The organism is Burkholderia sp. MSMB1072, from assembly GCF_001524725.1.
Lineage (GTDB): Bacteria > Pseudomonadota > Gammaproteobacteria > Burkholderiales > Burkholderiaceae > Burkholderia.
Genome location: NZ_LOYC01000057.1, coordinates 210880 through 227260, shown reverse-complemented (window position 1 = coordinate 227260; position 16381 = coordinate 210880). Strand labels below are relative to the sequence as shown.

The window sequence follows — 16381 nt, the reverse complement described above, 5'->3', positions numbered from 1 at the left end:
CCTGCCGCGACGCACAAACAATCAGATCAGATTTGGAGACGACCCACCATGCAGATTCGACGACTGAAAACGGCCCTTCTCGCCGCCGCGGCGATCCTGTCCGCGCCCGCGGCCCATGCGGCCGGCGGCGCGTGCACCGACGGCAAGACGGTCCATTTCGCGGGCATCACGTGGGAGAGCGGATCGTTCGCGACCGAGGTGCTGCGGCAGATCATGGAGAAGGGATACGGCTGCAAGACGGACGTCGTGCCGGGCAGCACGGCCGCCACCGAAACGGCGCTCGCACGCAACGACCTGCAGATCTGGGCCGAGCAGTGGACGGGCCGCAGCGAAATCACCGCGAAGGCGGTCGCGTCGGGCGCCGTGAAGCTGATCGGCGACACGCTGCCGGGCGGCACGACGGAAGGCTGGTTCGTGCCCGACTACGTGGTGAAGGGCGATCCGGCGCGCCACATCAAGCCGGTTGCGCCGGGGCTCGTGTCGGTCGACGATCTGCCGAAGTACAAGCAGGTATTCGCCGACGAGGAGGAGCCGGACAAGGGCCGCTTCCTGAATTGCCCGACCGGCTGGGATTGCGAGCGCGTGAACACGCGCCTGCTGCGCGTGCTGAAGCTCGACCAGTCCTATACGAACTTCCATCCGGGCACGGGTGCGGCGCTGGATGCGGCGATCGCGTCCGCGTACCAGCGCGGCGCGCCGATCGTGTTCTATTACTGGGGCCCGGCCGCGCTGATGGCGAAGTACAAGTTCACCGCGCTGAAGATGCCGGCCTATAACGAAGCATGCTGGAAGACGTTGCGCGACGAGAGCAGCACGCACCAGTGCGCGTCGTCGTACATGGTGTCGCGGCTGACGGTCGGCGTGTCGAAGCCGTTCGCCGATGCGAACCCCGATCTCGTCGGCGTATTCGGCAAGGTGCGTTTTCCGATGGACTTCCTGAACCAGACGATCCTCGAGATGACGACGAAGAAGATCGACGGCGCGGCGATGGCCACGCAGTTCCTGAAGACCCGCCCGGACATGTGGAAGCAGTGGGTGCCGGCCGACGTCGCGCAGAAGATCGCCGGCAGCCAGAAGGGCGCGTAACCTGCGCGCGGCGGCGGGCTCGCGCCTGCCGCCGCCGTCACGCGCCTTCGCGGCGCGACGGAGAATCAACATGGACGGTTTCTTTCTGCACCTGTCGATCGCCGACTGGGTCAACAGCGCGCTCGAGACGTTCGTCGCGCAATACGGCGACGGCTTCCATCGTTTCAGCGCGCTGGTCCTGCGCTACCTGCTCGTGCCGCTCGAAGGCGCGTTGCGCGCGGCGCCGCCGTGGCTCGTGCTGCTGGTCGTCGGCGCGATCGCGTGGAACGCCACGCGCCGCATCGGGCTCGGCGCACTTTTCATGCTGCTGCTCTATGCGATCGGCTGCTTCGGCCTGTGGGACAAGCTGATGCAGACGCTCGCGCTGATGCTCGTCGCGACGGTGCTGTCGGTTGCGGTCGGCGTGCCGGTCGGCATCGTCGCGTCGCGCAGCGCGTGGCTGCGCCGGATGCTGCTGCCGGTGCTCGACGTGATGCAGACGCTGCCGAGCTTCGTGTACTTGATTCCGGTGCTGATGCTGTTCGGTCTCGGCAAGGTGCCCGCGATCCTCGCGACGATCATCTACGCGCTGCCGCCGCTGATTCGCCTGACCGATCTCGGCATCCGCCAAGTCGATTCGGACGTGACGGAAGCCGCGCGCGCGTTCGGCACCACGCGCTGGCAACTGCTCGTGAACGTGCAGTTGCCGCTGGCGCGGCCGAGCATCATGGCCGGCATCAACCAGACGACGATGATGGCGCTGTCGATGGTCGTGATCGCATCGATGATCGGCTCGCGCGGGCTCGGCGAGGACGTGCTCGCCGGCATCCAGACGCTCGACGTCGGCAAGGGCACGCAAGCCGGCCTCGCGATCGTGATTCTCGCGATCGTGATCGACCGGATCAGCCAGGGCTTCGGCCAGGAGCGGCGCGCCCGGCGGCGGCTCGCGCAGCAGCGCCGGCAGCGGGGCGCGTCGCGCGTGCCGTACCGGCTGCCGGGCAAGGCGCCGGCCGCCGGCGTCGATTCGAATCAGGCGGCGCAATCGTCGCGCGCATAGGAACGGAGGCGAACATGGCGACCATCGACGTCAAACACGTGTACAAGCTGTTCGGGCCGCCGGCCGCGCACGCGCGCGTGCTCGACCTGCTGCGCGCCGGCAAGCGCAAGGCCGAGGTGCTGGCCGAAACGGGCTGCAACGTCGGGCTCAACGACGTGAGCCTCGGTATCGAGTCGGGCGAGATCTTCGTGATCATGGGGTTGTCGGGTTCCGGGAAGTCGACGCTCGTGCGGCACTTCAACCGGCTGATCGAGCCGACCGCAGGCGAGATCGTGATCGACGGCCGCGACGTGATCAAGCTCGACGCGCACGGGCTGCGCGAGTTGCGCCGCTACAAGGTCAGCATGGTGTTCCAGAATTTCGGGCTGCTGCCGCACCAGACGGTGCTCGACAACGCCGCGTATGCGTTGCGCACGCGCGGCGAGAAGCGGCACGACGCGGCCGACGCGGCGCGCAACTGGCTGACGAAGGTCGGGCTCGACGGCTACGGCGACCATTATCCGGACGAGCTGTCGGGCGGAATGCGCCAGCGCGTCGGGCTGGCGCGCGCGCTGGCGGCCGACACCGACGTGCTGCTGATGGACGAGGCGTTTTCCGCGCTCGATCCGCTGATCCGCACCGAGATGCAGGATCAGTTGCTCGAACTGCAGGCGACGCTCGCGAAGACCATCGTGTTCATCACGCACGATCTCGACGAGGCGTTGCGCATCGGCGACCGGATCGCGATCCTGCGCGACGGCACGCTCGTGCAGGTCGGGACGCCGGACGACATCCTGTCGCGGCCGGCGGACGACTATGTGAGACGGTTCGTGGAGAAGCGCACGAGCGTGGCTTGAGCGGCCGGATGGCTGCGTGAATGAAATACGGCGCATCGCGACGAGCGGTGCGCCGTTTTTTACAGGGTTCCGCCGACGGGATCCGTGCGACGAGCGGGCGTTTCCGGTCAGTTGCCGATGCAGTGGACTCGTCGGCAGTTGTCTTCATGCCACGCCCGCCTATTTGGTGCCGAGTACACAGGCAAGCGGATGCGACGCCGTGCCGTTGCGCTGCACGGCGACCGACACGAAGCCCGCGTCGCTCATCAGCCGCGCGAGCTTGTCGGGCCGATGGGCATCGTAGGGTGCGCGGTCGATGTCGCGGACGGTGATCGCGACGATTCCGCCGCGCCGGACGACGCGCCGCAATTCGCGCAGGCCGTGTGCGGGCGCGGGCCAGAAGTAGATGCAGTTGATCGAGAACGCCTTGTCGAACGCGTCGTCCGGGAATGGCAGCGCGTCGACGGAGCCGAGCGCGAGGTTCACGCGCCCTTGTTCGATGGGTACGCGGTTCAAGCGTTTCGCGGCGGCCAGCATGGTCAGTGAGTGATCGACGCCGGCAACGTGGCAGGACGGCGCCGCTTCGGTCGCGAGCCGGATCGCGTCGCCGGGGCCGAACCCGACTTCGAGTACCCGGTCGCTGTCGCCGATTGCCAGCAACGACAGGGTCCACACGTTGTCCAGCCGGTTGTGCCGGCGCATGATGCGGCCGGCGATGCGCCCGGCGAGGCCGCGCGGCCGTCCGGGTTGCCCGAGATGAGTCGCCATGATGTGCTCTCCTTTCCGGCCCGGGCGAGCAAGCGGCGTGCCGCCGGCAGGGCCGCCGCGGCGGCCGGGGAGAGCAGGGGACCGCGCGGGCCCCGTTCGCGGGATCAGGGCGCGACGGTTTCCCGTTCGCCTTCGCGCGCGCCGGCCGTCTCGCCGCGCCGCGCGTCGGCCAGAATCAGGTCGGCCCCTTTCTCCGCGACCATCATCGTCGGCGCGTTGATGTTGCCCGACGTGATGTTCGGAAACACCGACGCATCGACGATCCGCAGCGCCTGCAGCCCGTGCACGCGCAGCGACGCATCGACGACGGATGTCGCCGCATCGGGACCCATCGCGCACGAGCCGCACAGGTGGTAGATCGAACCCGACTGCTCGCGGAAGTATTGCAGCATCGCTTCATCGGAATCGACTTGCGGGCCCGGCGAGATTTCCTCGACGGTCATCGATTTCAACGCCGGCGCGCGCATCAGCGCACGGATCAGCTTGCTGCCCTGCACGGCTTCGTCGAGATCCTTCTGCGTGGTCAGCGCGTTGATGTGGATCCTCGCGGCATCCTCCGCGCGGTTCGACGCGATCTCGATCGTGCCGCGGCTCGTCGGCCGGCACGGGTTGAACGCGATCAGGAAGCCCGAATACGGCTCGGGCTTGATGCTCGCGCGCTCGCTCTTCGGGATCCGGTACGACAGCGGGTTGAAGTAGAGCTGCAGGTTCGGTTCGTGCGCGTCGCCCGACCCGCGGAAGAAGCCGCCGGCCTGGTTCACGCTCATCGCGAGCGGGCCGCGCTTCGTCAGCAGGTAGCGCAGCCCGATCCTCATCTTGCCGAGCAGCGTGCCCATCTCGTCGTTCAGCGTCGGCCGGTTCGCCTTGAAGTAGAAGCTCACGCACAGGTGGTCCTGCAGGTTGCGGCCGACGGCCGGCAGCGCATGCACGAGCGGCACGCGCCGGCGCGCGAGCAGCGCCGGATCGCCGACCCCCGACAGTTGCAGCAGCTTCGGCGTATCGACCGCGCCGGCGGCGAGAATCACCTCGCGCGCGGCGACGAGCGTTTCGTCGCCGTGCTCGCCGGCGACGACCACGCCGGTTGCACGCGTGCCGTCGAACGTCACGCGCCGCACGAGCACGCCGGCACGCAGCGTGAGGTTCGCACGACCCAGCGCGGGCCGCAGGTACGCGAAGCTGCTCGAACAGCGTTCGCCGTGCTTCGTGTTCAGGTCGTAGATGCCCGCGCCTTCGAACTGCGCGCCGTTGAAATCGTCGGTGCGCGGCAGGTTCAGCTGCCCGCAGCCTTTCAGGAACTCGTGGACGATCGGATGCACGTCGGCCTTCATCGACGTGATGTGGATCGGCCCCGTCGCGCCGTGATGCTGCGGATCGGTCGCGCCGGCCGCGTGGGTTTCGAGCTTGCGGAAGTACGGCAGCACGTCGTCGTACGCCCAGCCCGGATTGCCGGCCCTGGCCCAGTCGTCGTAGTCGCTGCGCTGGCCGCGCACGTAGACCATCGCGTTGATCGAGCCCGATCCGCCGACCACCTTGCCGCGCGGGCAGTACAGCTTGCGGTCGGCGAGCTGCGCTTCGGGCTCGCTGTAGTACATCCAGTTGTAGCGGCGGTTGTAGTAGGTCTTCGTGAAGCCGACCGGTACCTTGAACCAGAACGATGCGTCACGCTCGCCCGCTTCGAGCAGCAGCACCGAGTGCCGGCCCGATTCGCTCAGGCGATTCGCGAGGATGCAGCCGGCCGAGCCCGCGCCGACGATGATGTAGTCGTAGGTCATGTCGCTTCCTCTGCGCTCAGCCCTTCGCCGGGGCGAGGTCCTTCACGTCGACGGGCTTCTCCCCCATCTGCAGATGCAGTCGCTCGCCCGTGTACGGCATGTGGCGCTTCACGACGTCCATGTTCAGTTCGATGCCGAGGCCCGGCTCGTTCGACGGAACGATGTAGCCGTCTTCCCAGCGGATCGGCGTCTTCACGACTTCCGAATGGAAACCGCCCCACGTCATGATGCTTTCCTGGATCAGGAAGTTCGGCGTGCAGGTCGCGAGCTGGATGCTTGCGGCCGCCCCCACCGGCCCGTTGTACAGGTGCGGCGCGATCTGCGCGTAGTGCACTTCCGCGAGCGTCGCGATCTTCTTCGCTTCGAGGAGGCCGCCCACGCGCGCGACGTTCAGTTGCAGGATCGATGCGCCGCCCGCCTGCAGCAGCTTGTGGAATTCGTACTTGGTCGTCAGGCGCTCGCCGGTCGCGATCGGAATCGACGTGTGCTTCGCGACTTCGGCGATCGCTTCTTCCTGCCCGGGCGGCACGGGCTCCTCGAACCACAACGGGTCGTACTTTTCGAGCCGCTTCGCGAGCCGGATCGCCGACGACGGCACCATCTGCCCGTGCGTGCCGAACAGCAGGTCGGCCTTGCTGCCGACGGCTTCGCGTACGCGCCGGCAGAACAGTTCGCAGCGGTCGAGGACTTCGAGCGACAACTGGTGGCCGGAATAGGCGGTGTACGGGCCGGCCGGATCGAACTTGACGGCCGTGAAGCCGAGCTTCACGTTCTCGGCGGCGCATTCGGCGGCAAGGTCGGGATCGTCGTAGTCGTATTCGCCGCGCGCGTTCTTCGGATACAGATACGTGTACGAGCGCAGCCGTTCGTGGATCCTGCCGCCGAGCAGTTCGTACACGGGCTTGCCGGCTGCCTTGCCGACGATGTCCCAGCACGCCATTTCGAGGCCGCTGACCACGCCCATCATCGTCAGGTCCGGCCGCTGCGTGAAGCCGCTCGAATACGCCTGGCGGAACAGCCGCTCGACGTGGTGCGGGTCGTGGTTCAGCAGGTAGCGGTCGAACACGTCGTCGATGATCGGGCCCATCGCCTTCGGGTGGAACGTCGCCGAATAGATCTCGCCGACGCCTTCGATGCCGTCGTCGGTCTTCAGTTTCACGAAGATCCAGTACATGCCGCCGATGTGCGGCGGCGGCACGGCGACGATATGGGTTTCGAGCGAAACGATCTTCATGCGGACTCCTGAATGCGGTTGAGGCGGATTTTGAGGAACGCGGCGGCGCCGGCTCCGCAGAGCGCCACGGCCGCGATATAGCCGAAATAGAGCTGGTAGCCGTGCGCGCCCGGCCAGGTCTGCGTCACGTAGCCGTTGATCAGCGGCACGAACACGTCGGGCGAATAGCCGAGTACCGAGATCAGGCCGATCGCGAGGCCCGCGCAGTGCGTCGGCACCTTGCAGTCGTCGAGCAGCGACCAGTACAGGCCTCGGATCGCGTAAGTGAGGATGCCGATGAACAGCACGAGCACGACGAGCATCGCCTGCGGGCTGTGCGCGGGCGCCGCGATCAGCCCGACCAGCGACAGCGCGGCGAGCACGAGCGCCCAGAACAGCACGGACACTTTCGACACGCGGTCGCCGAGGAAGCCGCCGCCGATGCCGCCGACGGGGCGCATCCACAGCTTGAGCGTCGTGATGAAGCCGGCCGCCGTCGCGCTGAGCCCGAAATTGCCTTCGTGCAGGTACGCCGAGAAGCTGTAGGTCGCCCAGAACACCTGGTAGCCGCAGAACACGATCGCGGCGACGAGCCACAGCTCGGGGATCGCCGCGAGCGTTTTCAGGTCGCTCAGGACGTTGCCCCTGGCGCGCTTGATGGCGGCCGCACGGTCGTCGGTGCGCGCCGGATCCTTCACCAGCGCGAGCACCACGCCGAGCCCGATGCAGCAGAACGCGTACAGGTGCACCACGAGCTTGAAGCCGGCCGCATCGGTGCCGCCGTGCGTGTGCGTCACGTAGGCGAACAGCGTGATCGCGATCGTCGCGAGCAGCGCCTCGACGAGCCCGCGGCCGCCGTCGAGCAACCCGAAGAAGCGGCCCTGTTCGTCGCGGCCCGCGATCATGTTCACGCGCTTGATCACGGCCGCCCAGAACGTGAGGCCGGTCGTCAGCCCCCAGCCGGCGAAGATCGCCACGAGCGTGTCAAACGACGGCCCGGTCGCGTAGATCAGCCCGAGCGCGCCCGTCGCGAGCAGCGAGAAGCAGATCAGCCAGCGCGGCGACAGCCGGTCAGCGAGCCAGCCGCTCGGCAGGTAGCTGACGAGAAAGATCGTGCCGAGCGACGAGTACAGGTAGCCGAGCTGCACGTCGTCGATCCGGAAGAACTGCAGCATCGTCGGCTGATACACCTGCCGCAGATACAGCATTGGATAGATCGCGCCCGCGGCAATCACGAGCAGCAGCAGTTGCAGGTAGCGTTGCGAGCGCGAATGTTGTGACGCGTGGGCGTCGTCGTGCAACGCGAGCGACGCGGCAGGCGTCGACGGTTGGGTCGGCATGATGTCTTCCTCCATCAGACTTCCGCGGTTCGGAGGTCTGCAGATTTGTTTTGTGTCGGATCGGATCAGGGGCGGTGCGCGCGCCGGCGACGGTGCGCCGGCGCGGCGGCGTCAATACTTCATGACGACGAGGCGCGTCTGCGTGAATTCGAGCATGCCGTGCTTGCCGTCGTCGCCGCCGAGGCCCGAGCGCTTCCAGCCGGCATGGAAGCCCTGATATGGATCGGCCGGCGTGCGGTTCACGTACAGCTCGCCCGCTTCGATCGCGTTCGCGACGGTCATCGCGGTGCGATAGCGCTCGGTGTAGAGCACCGACGACAGGCCGAACTGGTGATCGTTCGCGAAGCCGATGGCCTCGTCGAGCGTCGTGTAGCGCAGCACCGGCATGACCGGGCCGAAGGTTTCCTCCTGCACGATCTCCATGTCCTGCCGGCAGTTCGTCAGCAGCGTGGCCGGGTAGAAGAAACCGGGCCCGTCGGGGATCGTGCCGCCGGTTTCGAGCGTCGCACCTGCCGCGACCGCGCGTTCGACCATCCCGTGGATGTGCGCGCGCGCGGCCGCACTGACGAGCGGGCCCATCCGCGTGGCGTCTTGCGCGCGGTCGCCGCTGCGCACGGCGGCCATCTTGTCCTTCAGCAACGCGACGAAGCGGTCGTGCACGCTGTCGTGCACGTACACGCGTTCGATCGCCGTGCACAGCTGGCCGCAATGCGTCGTCTTCGATGCGACGAGCGCGGCGGCCGCGCGTTCGAGATCGGCGTCGGGCTCGATGATCGCGGGCGTCTTGCCGCCGAGCTCGAGCGACGGCTTCGCGATGTTCGCCTTGCAGTAGTCGAGCACCTTGCGGCCCGCGTTCACGCTGCCGGTCAGCGTGATCATCCCGACCGCCGGATGCGTGCACAGCGCTTCGGCCGTCGCATGGTCCATCGTCAGGATGTTGACGACGCCCGGCGGGAAGCCGGCCTCGTCGACGGCCTTCGCGATTTCGAACGCCGACACCGGCGTGTGATTGCTCGGCCGCACGACCACGGTGTTGCCGGCGATCAGCGCGGGCGCGACCTTGCGCAGCAGCGTATACACGGGATAGTTGAACGGAATCAGGCACGCGACGACGCCGATCGGCTCGCGCTGCAGGAACAGGTTCTCGTCGGGCGTATCGCTCGGAATGATCTCGCCCTCGATCCGGCGTGCCCACTCGGCGTGGTAACGCGTGATCTGCCCGGCGTAGACGGCTTCGTTCGATGCGTCCTCGACGCTCTTGCCGGATTCCTGTGCGAGCGCCGCGCCGATCTCGGGCGCGCGCGCGGTCAGCGCGTCGGCGAAGCGGTGCAGGTATGCGGCGCGCTCGGCGCTCGGCAGCGTGCGCCACGCCCTTTGCGCGGCGGCCGCGGCGTCGACGGCGGCGAGCGCGTCGGCCGGCGTCGCGGCCGGCACGCGCGCGAACGGCGCTTCGGTGGCGGGATTGTGGACGACGATGAACGTGTCGCTTTCCGGGGCGACGAAACGGCCGTTCACGTAGTTGCGTTCGGTGCGCATGAAGTGACTCCTCCGATGGATGCCCGGCGGATCGCTTCGGGTGGCGACACGCGTGGCACGGGACGGAGTCATTCTGTTCATGCGTTTAGCGCACGACAAACGACTTATTTTTGCGTCGACCATGAGAAAAACGCACGTTACTCGACGAATCGGCCGGAATCGCCCGTCGGGCAAGGCGATGACGGCTGGCGCGATGCGTGGCGCGGGCGTGGGCCTTCGGGTATTTTCCGACTGGTCCGAATGCGGACGGGCTCGGGAGCGGGTAAGGTATCGCCGCCCGGAGGCGGAGGGTGAAGGGCGAAGGGCGGAGGGCGAAGGGCGGACCGCGGACGGCGGCTCGGGCCGATCTCAGGCCAGCGGCACTTGCGGCAGCGGCGACGACGGTTCGAGGTGGCGTTTCGCGAGCCATACTTCCTGCTGCAGCCAGTCGCGGAACTGCACGATGTGCGGCAGATTCGTCTGCTCGGGTCGCGTGACGAACCAGTACGACTGGTGGCCGTCGACGTGCACGTTGAGCACCTGCATCAACTGCCCGGCCGCGAGTTCGCGCGCGACCATGTGACGGTCGGCGATGGTGATCCCGAGGCCGTCGATCGCCGCGCGGATCGCATGGTCGAGCAGGTCGAATTCGTAGCCGCCGCGCGTGTCGACGTCGGCGATGCCGGCGGCCTTCAGCCAGTGCTGCCAGGTCAGGTAGCGCTGGTCGTCGGTCGCGAGCACGTGCAGCAGCGTGAAGCGATTCAGGTCGATCGGCGCGCCTTCCTGCCGCAGCCGCGCATACAGCGCGGGCGCACAGACGGCGATATGCTGCTCCTGCATCAGCAGCGCGTTGTCGAAGCCGTCCCATTCGCCGTCGCCGAACCGGATCGCGCAGTCGAGCACGCGGGATTCGCCGAGGCTGTCGTAGATGCGCGTCGTGAGGCTCAGCTCGAACTCGGGATGCGCATCGCGCAGCCGGCCGAGGCGCGGCATCAGCCAGCGCGCGGCGAAGGTGGGCGGCACGTTCGCGCGCAGGCGGTTCAGGTGGGTTTTTTCCTGCAGGCTGCGCACCGTCAACTCGATCTTGTCGAACGATTGCTGCAGCGCGCGCAGCAGCACGCGGCCGGCCGCCGTCAGTTCGAGCTGGTGATGGCGGCGCTCGAGCAGGGTTTCGCCGAGCTGGCCTTCGAGCTGGCGGACCTGCCGGCTCACCGCGCTCTGCGTCACGTTGAGCAGTTCGGCCGCGCGCGTGAAGCTGCCGGTGCGGCCGGCCATCTCGAAGGCTTTCAGCGCATTCAGCGCCGGCATCTTGCGTCTCACGGGGCAATGTCGTGTTCGGTGCGGGATGCTTATTGTAGGCGGGAGCCCGGCACGGCGGGGCGATGAATGACGGGGTGAAAGGCGCCGGGCCTCGGGGTTTTCACGGCATGACGGCCGGCGCGCTTTTCTGCGATAAAGCTGCCCGCGGAATGGCCGGCGGCGCCGGCCGGCAACCATACGAACGATACGAACGAAGGGGACACACATCATGCGACGCCTGCCATCGTTGATCGCGCTGCGATTTTTCGAGGAGACCGCGCGTCACCTGAGCTTCAATCGCGCGGCGGTGTCGCTGTGCGTGACGCAAGGCGCGGTGAGCCGGCAGATCCGGCTGCTCGAGGAAGCGCTCGGCGCACGCCTGTTCGAGCGCGATCACAAGGGCGTGCGCCTGACCGACGCCGGCCAGCGGTTGCTGCCGTTCATCGGGCAGGCGTTCGACACGATCGAGCGCGGCGTCGGCGAAATCGCCGCGACGCGGCCGGGCGCGAAGCGGCGCCTGACGATATCGCTGCCGCCGACGTTCGCCACGCAGTGGTTCTCGCCGCGGCTCGGCACGCTCGCGGAGGCGCTGCCCGACGTCGAGCTGTCGATTCGCACCGAGCCGGCCGACGATTGCGATTGTCATGTCCGCTTCGGGCGTGCGGCGCGGCCGGGCATGCATTCGGAGCTGCTGATGATGGAGCGGCACGCGCTGGTCGGCGCGCCGCGCTACCGGGGCGACACGCTCGATGCGCTGCTCGGCCGGCTGCCGTCGCTGCACGTGCTGCACGAGGGCCGGCGCCTGACGCTGTGGGCCGACTGGTGCGAGCAGGCCGGCATCGCGCCCGAACGAATCGGCGACGGCATCGAGTTCTCGACGCTCGAACAGGCGATCCGGGCGGCGCGCAAGGGCGCTGGGCTTGCCGTGGTCGACCTCATGATGATCGAGGAGGAGATCGCCGAAGGCAGCCTCGTGCGGCTGTCGCCTGTGCAGCCGATCGGGCCGTTCGGCTATTGGCTCGATATCGCGCCGGAGAGCGTCGCGGTCGAGCCGGTGATCGCGTTTGCCGCGTGGCTGCGGGAGCAGGCGGCGAGGAAGGGGGAGGGGACGACGTCGCCGTTGAGACGCAGCTGACGGGCGGGTACGAAAGGTTGACGACGGATATCCGGTTTTCGGATCGAATCAACCTCGGATGAGTGACGGCGAAGGTCAGCCTGCCCGAACTATCGAGATAAGCCTGAACATCCGAATCGGCCGGTGCGCCACAGCCCACGGCGTGCGGCATCGCGGATACGGCAATTTTCAGATCTTCTATCGGGTCAAAGGCGATCCCTCCGTGCAGATCGACGTGCTTCACGTACTGCACGGCGCGCGGGACTGCACGAGCATTCTGTTCTGAGCCGAGCGGCGGTTTCCGGCTTTTTCGTCAGTGGCAAAGTACGCGTTACAAACGAAGGAATCCGGCCATGGCCGGGTTCCTTCGTTGCGTATCGCGATGCCGCGCCTCCTGCCGTGGGCGCGTCGCTCGCCTCAATGCCCCGCCGCCTCCTCCAGCGTCAGGTGCTTGGTCTCTGGCGCCCACGCGATCGACACGATCATCCCGACCAGCAGCACACCGGCCAGCGCGAACATCGTCGCGTGAAAGCCGAGCGTCGCGATGCCGACCGGCAGCAGGAACGTGCCAATCGCCGAACCGAGCCGGCTGCACGCGATCGCGAGGCCCACGCCGCTCGCACGCACCTCGGTCGGGAAGCACTCGGGCGGGAACACGCCGACGAGATTGCTGAACGCCGACATCGTCAGCGTGAAGATCGCGAACGCGACGATCATCGCGACGGCCGCCGACGACGGCAGCACCGCCAGCGCGACGAGCGACGCGCACGTCACCGCGAACGAACCGATCAGGAAGCCGCGGCGCGACAACCGGATCGTCAGCCAGATCCCGATCAGCGCGCCGAGCACGAGGAAGCCGTTCAGCAGCAGGTCGGCGCCGAAACCTTCGGCGAGACCGATCGTCTTCAGGATCGTCGGCAGGAACGTGTAGATCGCGAAGTACGGAATCACGAGACACACGAAGAACGCGCAGTTGAAGACCGTCCGGCGGATCAGGTCGCGCCGGAACAAGCGCGCAAAGCCCGTATTCGCATGCGGTTCGGCCGAGCCGTCGAGCACCACGTGCGGCCCGAAATGCTTCGCGACGATCGCGCGCGCCTCGCGCTCGCGGCCCTTGCCGAGCAGCCAGCGCGGCGATTCGGGCGTGCCGATGCGCAACACCAGCACGACCAGCGCAGGCAGCGCGGCCGACGCGAGCAGCCAGCGCCATGCATCGGGCGCGGCATCGCTGTACGCGAGGCCGAGCACGTTCGCGGCGACATAGCCGATCGTCCAGATCACGCTGAACGAACCGAGCAACGCGCCGCGATGCTTGCGCGGCGAAAATTCGGCGAGAATCGCGTGGCCGACCGTGAAGTCGCCGCCCATCCCGAAGCCGATCAGCATGCGCAGCACGCACAGTTCGAGCGGCGAGCTCACGAAGAACTGCGCAAACGCAGCCGCGGTGATGATCACGAAGCTCGTCAGGAAGATCTTCTGCCGGCCCATCCGGTCGGACAGCCAGCCGAACACGAGGCTGCCGAAGAAGATGCCGATCAGTGCGGAGCTGCCGATCATCCCCATCCAGAACGCGTCGATCGGCATCTGCTTGCCGAGCGCGGCGAGCGCATAGCCGATCGTGCCGAGCGTGTAGCCTTCGGTGAAATGCGCGCCGAACGTCAGGCCGGCGATCTTCACGTGGAAGCGGTTGAGCGGCACGTCGTCGAGCGCGATGGGGCGGTGCGGCATATCGGCGCCGCGCGACAGCGGCAGCGCGCGTGCGGTGCCGGATTGAACGTTGGCTTGATTCAAGCAGCCTCCTGGATTGTTATGTGTGTCGTCGCAAGCGGTGCGCGACGAACCGACGTCGTCGCGCGACCGTGCGGCGCGAGCCGTCCGCCGGGCGGCGGCCGGGCAGCGCTCAGCGGCCGAGGCCGGCCATCAGCGTGTACTTGAGCTCCACGTATTCGTCGAGGCCGTACTTCGAGCCTTCGCGACCGAGCCCCGATTGCTTGACGCCGCCGAACGGCGCGACTTCGGTCGAGATGATCCCGTCGTTGACGCCGACCATCCCGCTTTCCAGCGCGCCCGCCACACGCCATGCACGGCCGAGGTCGCGCGTGTAGAAATACGCGGACAGCCCGAACGGCGTGTCGTTGGCCGCGGCGACGGCTTCATCCTCGGTCGTGAAGCGGAAGCAGCCGGCGACGGGGCCGAAGGTTTCCTCTTCGGCGATCAGCATGTCGGGCGTCATGCCGGTCAGCACGGTGGGCTCGTAGAAAGTGCCGCCGAGCGCGTGGCGCTTGCCGCCGGTGAGCACGTTCGCGCCTTTCGCGGTGGCGTCGGCGACGTGCCGCTCGACCTTGCCGAGCGCCGCTTCGTTGATCAGCGGGCCCTGGTCGACTTCGCCCGCGAGCGCGTTGCCGACCCGCAGCTTGCGCACGGCGTCCGCGAGCTTGCGCGTGAACGCGTCGTACACGCCGTCCTGCACGAGGAAGCGGTTCACGCACACGCAGGTCTGGCCGGTGTTGCGGAACTTCGACGCGATCGCGCCGTCGACCGCCGCATCGAGATCGGCGTCGTCGAACACGATGAACGGCGCGTTGCCGCCGAGTTCGAGCGACAGCTTCTTTAGCGTGTCGGCCGACTGCTTCGCGAGCAGCTTGCCGACCCGCGTCGAGCCCGTGAACGACAGCTTGCGTACGACGGGTGAGCTCGTCAGCGTCTCGCCGATCGCGACCGCGTCGCCCGACACCACGTTGAACACGCCGGCCGGCACGCCCGCCCGCTCGGCGAGCACCGCGAGCGCGAACGCCGACAGCGGCGTTTCCTCGGACGGCTTGAGCACCATCGTGCAGCCGGCCGCGAGCGCCGGGCCGGCCTTGCGCGTGATCATCGCGAGCGGGAAATTCCACGGCGTGATCGCCGCGACGACGCCGACCGGCTCGCGCGTGACGACGATCTGCGCATTCGGCTTCGGGCTCGGGATCACGTCGCCGTACATGCGCTTCGCTTCTTCCGCGAACCATTCGAGAAAGCTGGCCGCGTAGGCCACTTCGCCGCGCGCTTCCGCGAGCGGCTTGCCCTGTTCGCGCGTCAGCAGCTCGGCGAGCGCATCGCGGTGTTCGAGCATCAGCTCGCCCCAGCGCTTCACGCGTGCGCCGCGCTCCTTCGCGGTCAGTGCGCGCCATGCGGGAAACGCGCGGGCGGCCGCGTCGATCGCACGTTGCGTGTCGTCGGCGCCGCCTTTCGCGACCTTCGCGATCGTCTCGCCGGTCGCCGGGTTCAGCACCGGATAGGTCGCATCGCTCGCGCCATGCGATTCGTGCCATTCGCCGCCGATGTAATGGCCGGTCCTCAGAAATTCGTTCATCGTATGTCGTTCCTTCAGTGCTTCAGTCTGCCGCGAAACTGCCCTGCGCCGGGCGCGGCTCGCGCGCGATGCGCTTGCCGGCCGTGTAGTCGTTGATCAGGTCGCACGGCGTGTAGTTGCGCTCCAGCTCGTGCAGTTCCTCTTCGGTGAGCCGTGTTTCGAGCGCGCCGAGCGCGCTGTCGAACTGCGCGACGGAATCCGCGCCGACCAGCATGCTCGCGACGCCGGGACGGCTCAGTACCCAGGCCTGCGCGATCTGCGCGGGCGGCACGCCGCGCCGCTTCGCGACTTTCGCGACCGACGCGGCGATCGCGAGCGACGACGCGTCGCCGTACATCTGCGCGGTGAAGAAGTCGGTCTGGTTGCGCGTCGATTGCGGCTCGCAGGTCAGCAGGCCGCGCGCAAGCGGGCTGAACACCGAGACGCCGACACCCTGGTCGATGCAGTACGGCACCATCTCGCGCTCTTCCTCGCGATACGCGAGATTGAGCTGCAGCTGCATGTTGATCGGCTTGTCCCAGCCGTTTCGTTCGCAGGCCTGCATGATCTTCGCGAACTGCCACGTGTACATCGTCGACACGCCGATGTAGCGTGCCTTGCCCGCGCGCACGATGTCGTGCAGCGTGCTCATCGTTTCCTCGACGGGCGTGTTCACGTCGAAGAAATGCAGCATGAAGATGTCGACGTAATCCATCCCGAGACGCTTGAGCGACCCGTCGATGCCGTCGAGCACATGCTTGCGCGAATGGCCGCCGGCATTCGGGTCGCTGCCCATGTCGTAGCCGACCTTGGTCGTCACGACGAGTTCCTCGCGGCGCGCGTTGCGCTTCAGGATGCGGCCCACCACTTCCTCGCCGACGCCCGTCGAATAGAAATCCGCGAGATCGATGAAGTTGACGCCGGCATCGAGCGCGCGGCGCACGATCGGCTCGCTCTGCGCTTCGTCGAAGATCCATGGCTTCCACTCGGGCGTGCCCATGTTCATCGTGCCCAGACACAGGCGGGACACCTTCAGGCCGGACTGGCCGAGGCGGACGTATTCCATGCTTCCTCCTGATGCGGCCTGGCCGG

Annotated in this window: 14 protein-coding genes; 5 read left to right on the top strand and 9 right to left on the bottom strand. The window is 67.6% G+C overall.

The genetic code is table 11. The features are described from left to right. Positions 1 to 48 precede the first annotated feature (48 nt). From WS89_RS27260 to WS89_RS27250, 3 genes are all read left to right on the top strand, one after another. Complete coding sequence (locus WS89_RS27260; protein ID WP_059795015.1) at positions 49 to 1086, top strand: ABC transporter substrate-binding protein; 1038 nt, start codon at positions 49 to 51, stop codon at positions 1084 to 1086. Between the two features lie 70 nt (positions 1087 to 1156). Then, on the top strand, positions 1157 to 2122 hold the full coding sequence (locus WS89_RS27255; protein WP_059795012.1) for an ABC transporter permease: 966 nt from the start codon (positions 1157 to 1159) through the stop codon (positions 2120 to 2122). A gap of 14 nt (positions 2123 to 2136) precedes the next feature. Beyond that, positions 2137 to 2958 (top strand): quaternary amine ABC transporter ATP-binding protein, encoded by an 822-nt coding sequence (locus WS89_RS27250; RefSeq protein ID WP_059501775.1) that lies wholly within the window; start codon positions 2137 to 2139, stop codon positions 2956 to 2958. A gap of 159 nt (positions 2959 to 3117) precedes the next feature. Here WS89_RS27250 and WS89_RS27245 read toward each other — a convergent pair whose 3' ends face one another. From WS89_RS27245 to WS89_RS27220, 6 genes are all read right to left on the bottom strand, one after another. Further along, on the bottom strand, positions 3118 to 3705 hold the full coding sequence (locus WS89_RS27245) for a class I SAM-dependent methyltransferase (protein WP_082741987.1): 588 nt from the start codon (positions 3703 to 3705) through the stop codon (positions 3118 to 3120). A gap of 104 nt (positions 3706 to 3809) precedes the next feature. Beyond that, positions 3810 to 5477 (bottom strand): GMC family oxidoreductase, encoded by a 1668-nt coding sequence (locus tag WS89_RS27240; protein ID WP_059501779.1) that lies wholly within the window; start codon positions 5475 to 5477, stop codon positions 3810 to 3812. 16 nt (positions 5478 to 5493) lie between these two features. Next, a complete protein-coding gene (locus tag WS89_RS27235) occupies positions 5494 to 6711 on the bottom strand; it encodes a mandelate racemase/muconate lactonizing enzyme family protein (RefSeq protein WP_059795007.1) in 1218 nt (405 codons plus the stop codon). After that, positions 6708 to 8030 carry an MFS transporter gene (locus tag WS89_RS27230; RefSeq protein ID WP_179949405.1) on the bottom strand — a complete coding sequence of 441 codons (1323 nt, stop codon included), beginning with the start codon at positions 8028 to 8030 and terminating at the stop codon, positions 6708 to 6710. Before WS89_RS27230 ends, WS89_RS27235 begins: the two co-directional genes overlap by 4 nt. 111 nt (positions 8031 to 8141) lie before the next feature. Beyond that, entirely contained in the window at positions 8142 to 9566 is a 1425-nt protein-coding gene (gene aldA, locus WS89_RS27225; RefSeq protein WP_059795004.1) for an aldehyde dehydrogenase, read from the bottom strand. Between the two features lie 348 nt (positions 9567 to 9914). Then, the gene (locus WS89_RS27220) at positions 9915 to 10853 is read right to left on the bottom strand and encodes a LysR substrate-binding domain-containing protein (protein ID WP_059795002.1); all 939 of its coding nucleotides are present in this window, start codon (positions 10851 to 10853) and stop codon (positions 9915 to 9917) included. A gap of 220 nt (positions 10854 to 11073) precedes the next feature. Between WS89_RS27220 and WS89_RS27215 the strand changes: the two genes are divergently transcribed. Both WS89_RS27215 and WS89_RS34765 read left to right on the top strand, forming a co-directional pair. Beyond that, the gene (locus WS89_RS27215; protein ID WP_059794999.1) at positions 11074 to 11979 is read left to right on the top strand and encodes a LysR substrate-binding domain-containing protein; all 906 of its coding nucleotides are present in this window, start codon (positions 11074 to 11076) and stop codon (positions 11977 to 11979) included. A gap of 58 nt (positions 11980 to 12037) precedes the next feature. Then, entirely contained in the window at positions 12038 to 12244 is a 207-nt protein-coding gene (locus WS89_RS34765; RefSeq protein ID WP_257128250.1) for a type II toxin-antitoxin system RelE/ParE family toxin, read from the top strand. 131 nt (positions 12245 to 12375) lie between these two features. Here WS89_RS34765 and WS89_RS27205 read toward each other — a convergent pair whose 3' ends face one another. From WS89_RS27205 to WS89_RS27195, 3 genes are all read right to left on the bottom strand, one after another. Beyond that, positions 12376 to 13749, bottom strand: coding sequence for an MFS transporter (locus WS89_RS27205; protein ID WP_059794996.1), 1374 nt, complete (start codon positions 13747 to 13749; stop codon positions 12376 to 12378). 109 nt (positions 13750 to 13858) lie between these two features. Then, positions 13859 to 15310, bottom strand: a complete 1452-nt coding sequence (locus WS89_RS27200) for an NAD-dependent succinate-semialdehyde dehydrogenase (protein WP_059794995.1) — start codon at positions 15308 to 15310, stop codon at positions 13859 to 13861. A gap of 22 nt (positions 15311 to 15332) precedes the next feature. Then, on the bottom strand, positions 15333 to 16355 hold the full coding sequence (locus WS89_RS27195) for an aldo/keto reductase (protein WP_059501793.1): 1023 nt from the start codon (positions 16353 to 16355) through the stop codon (positions 15333 to 15335). Positions 16356 to 16381 lie beyond the last annotated feature (26 nt).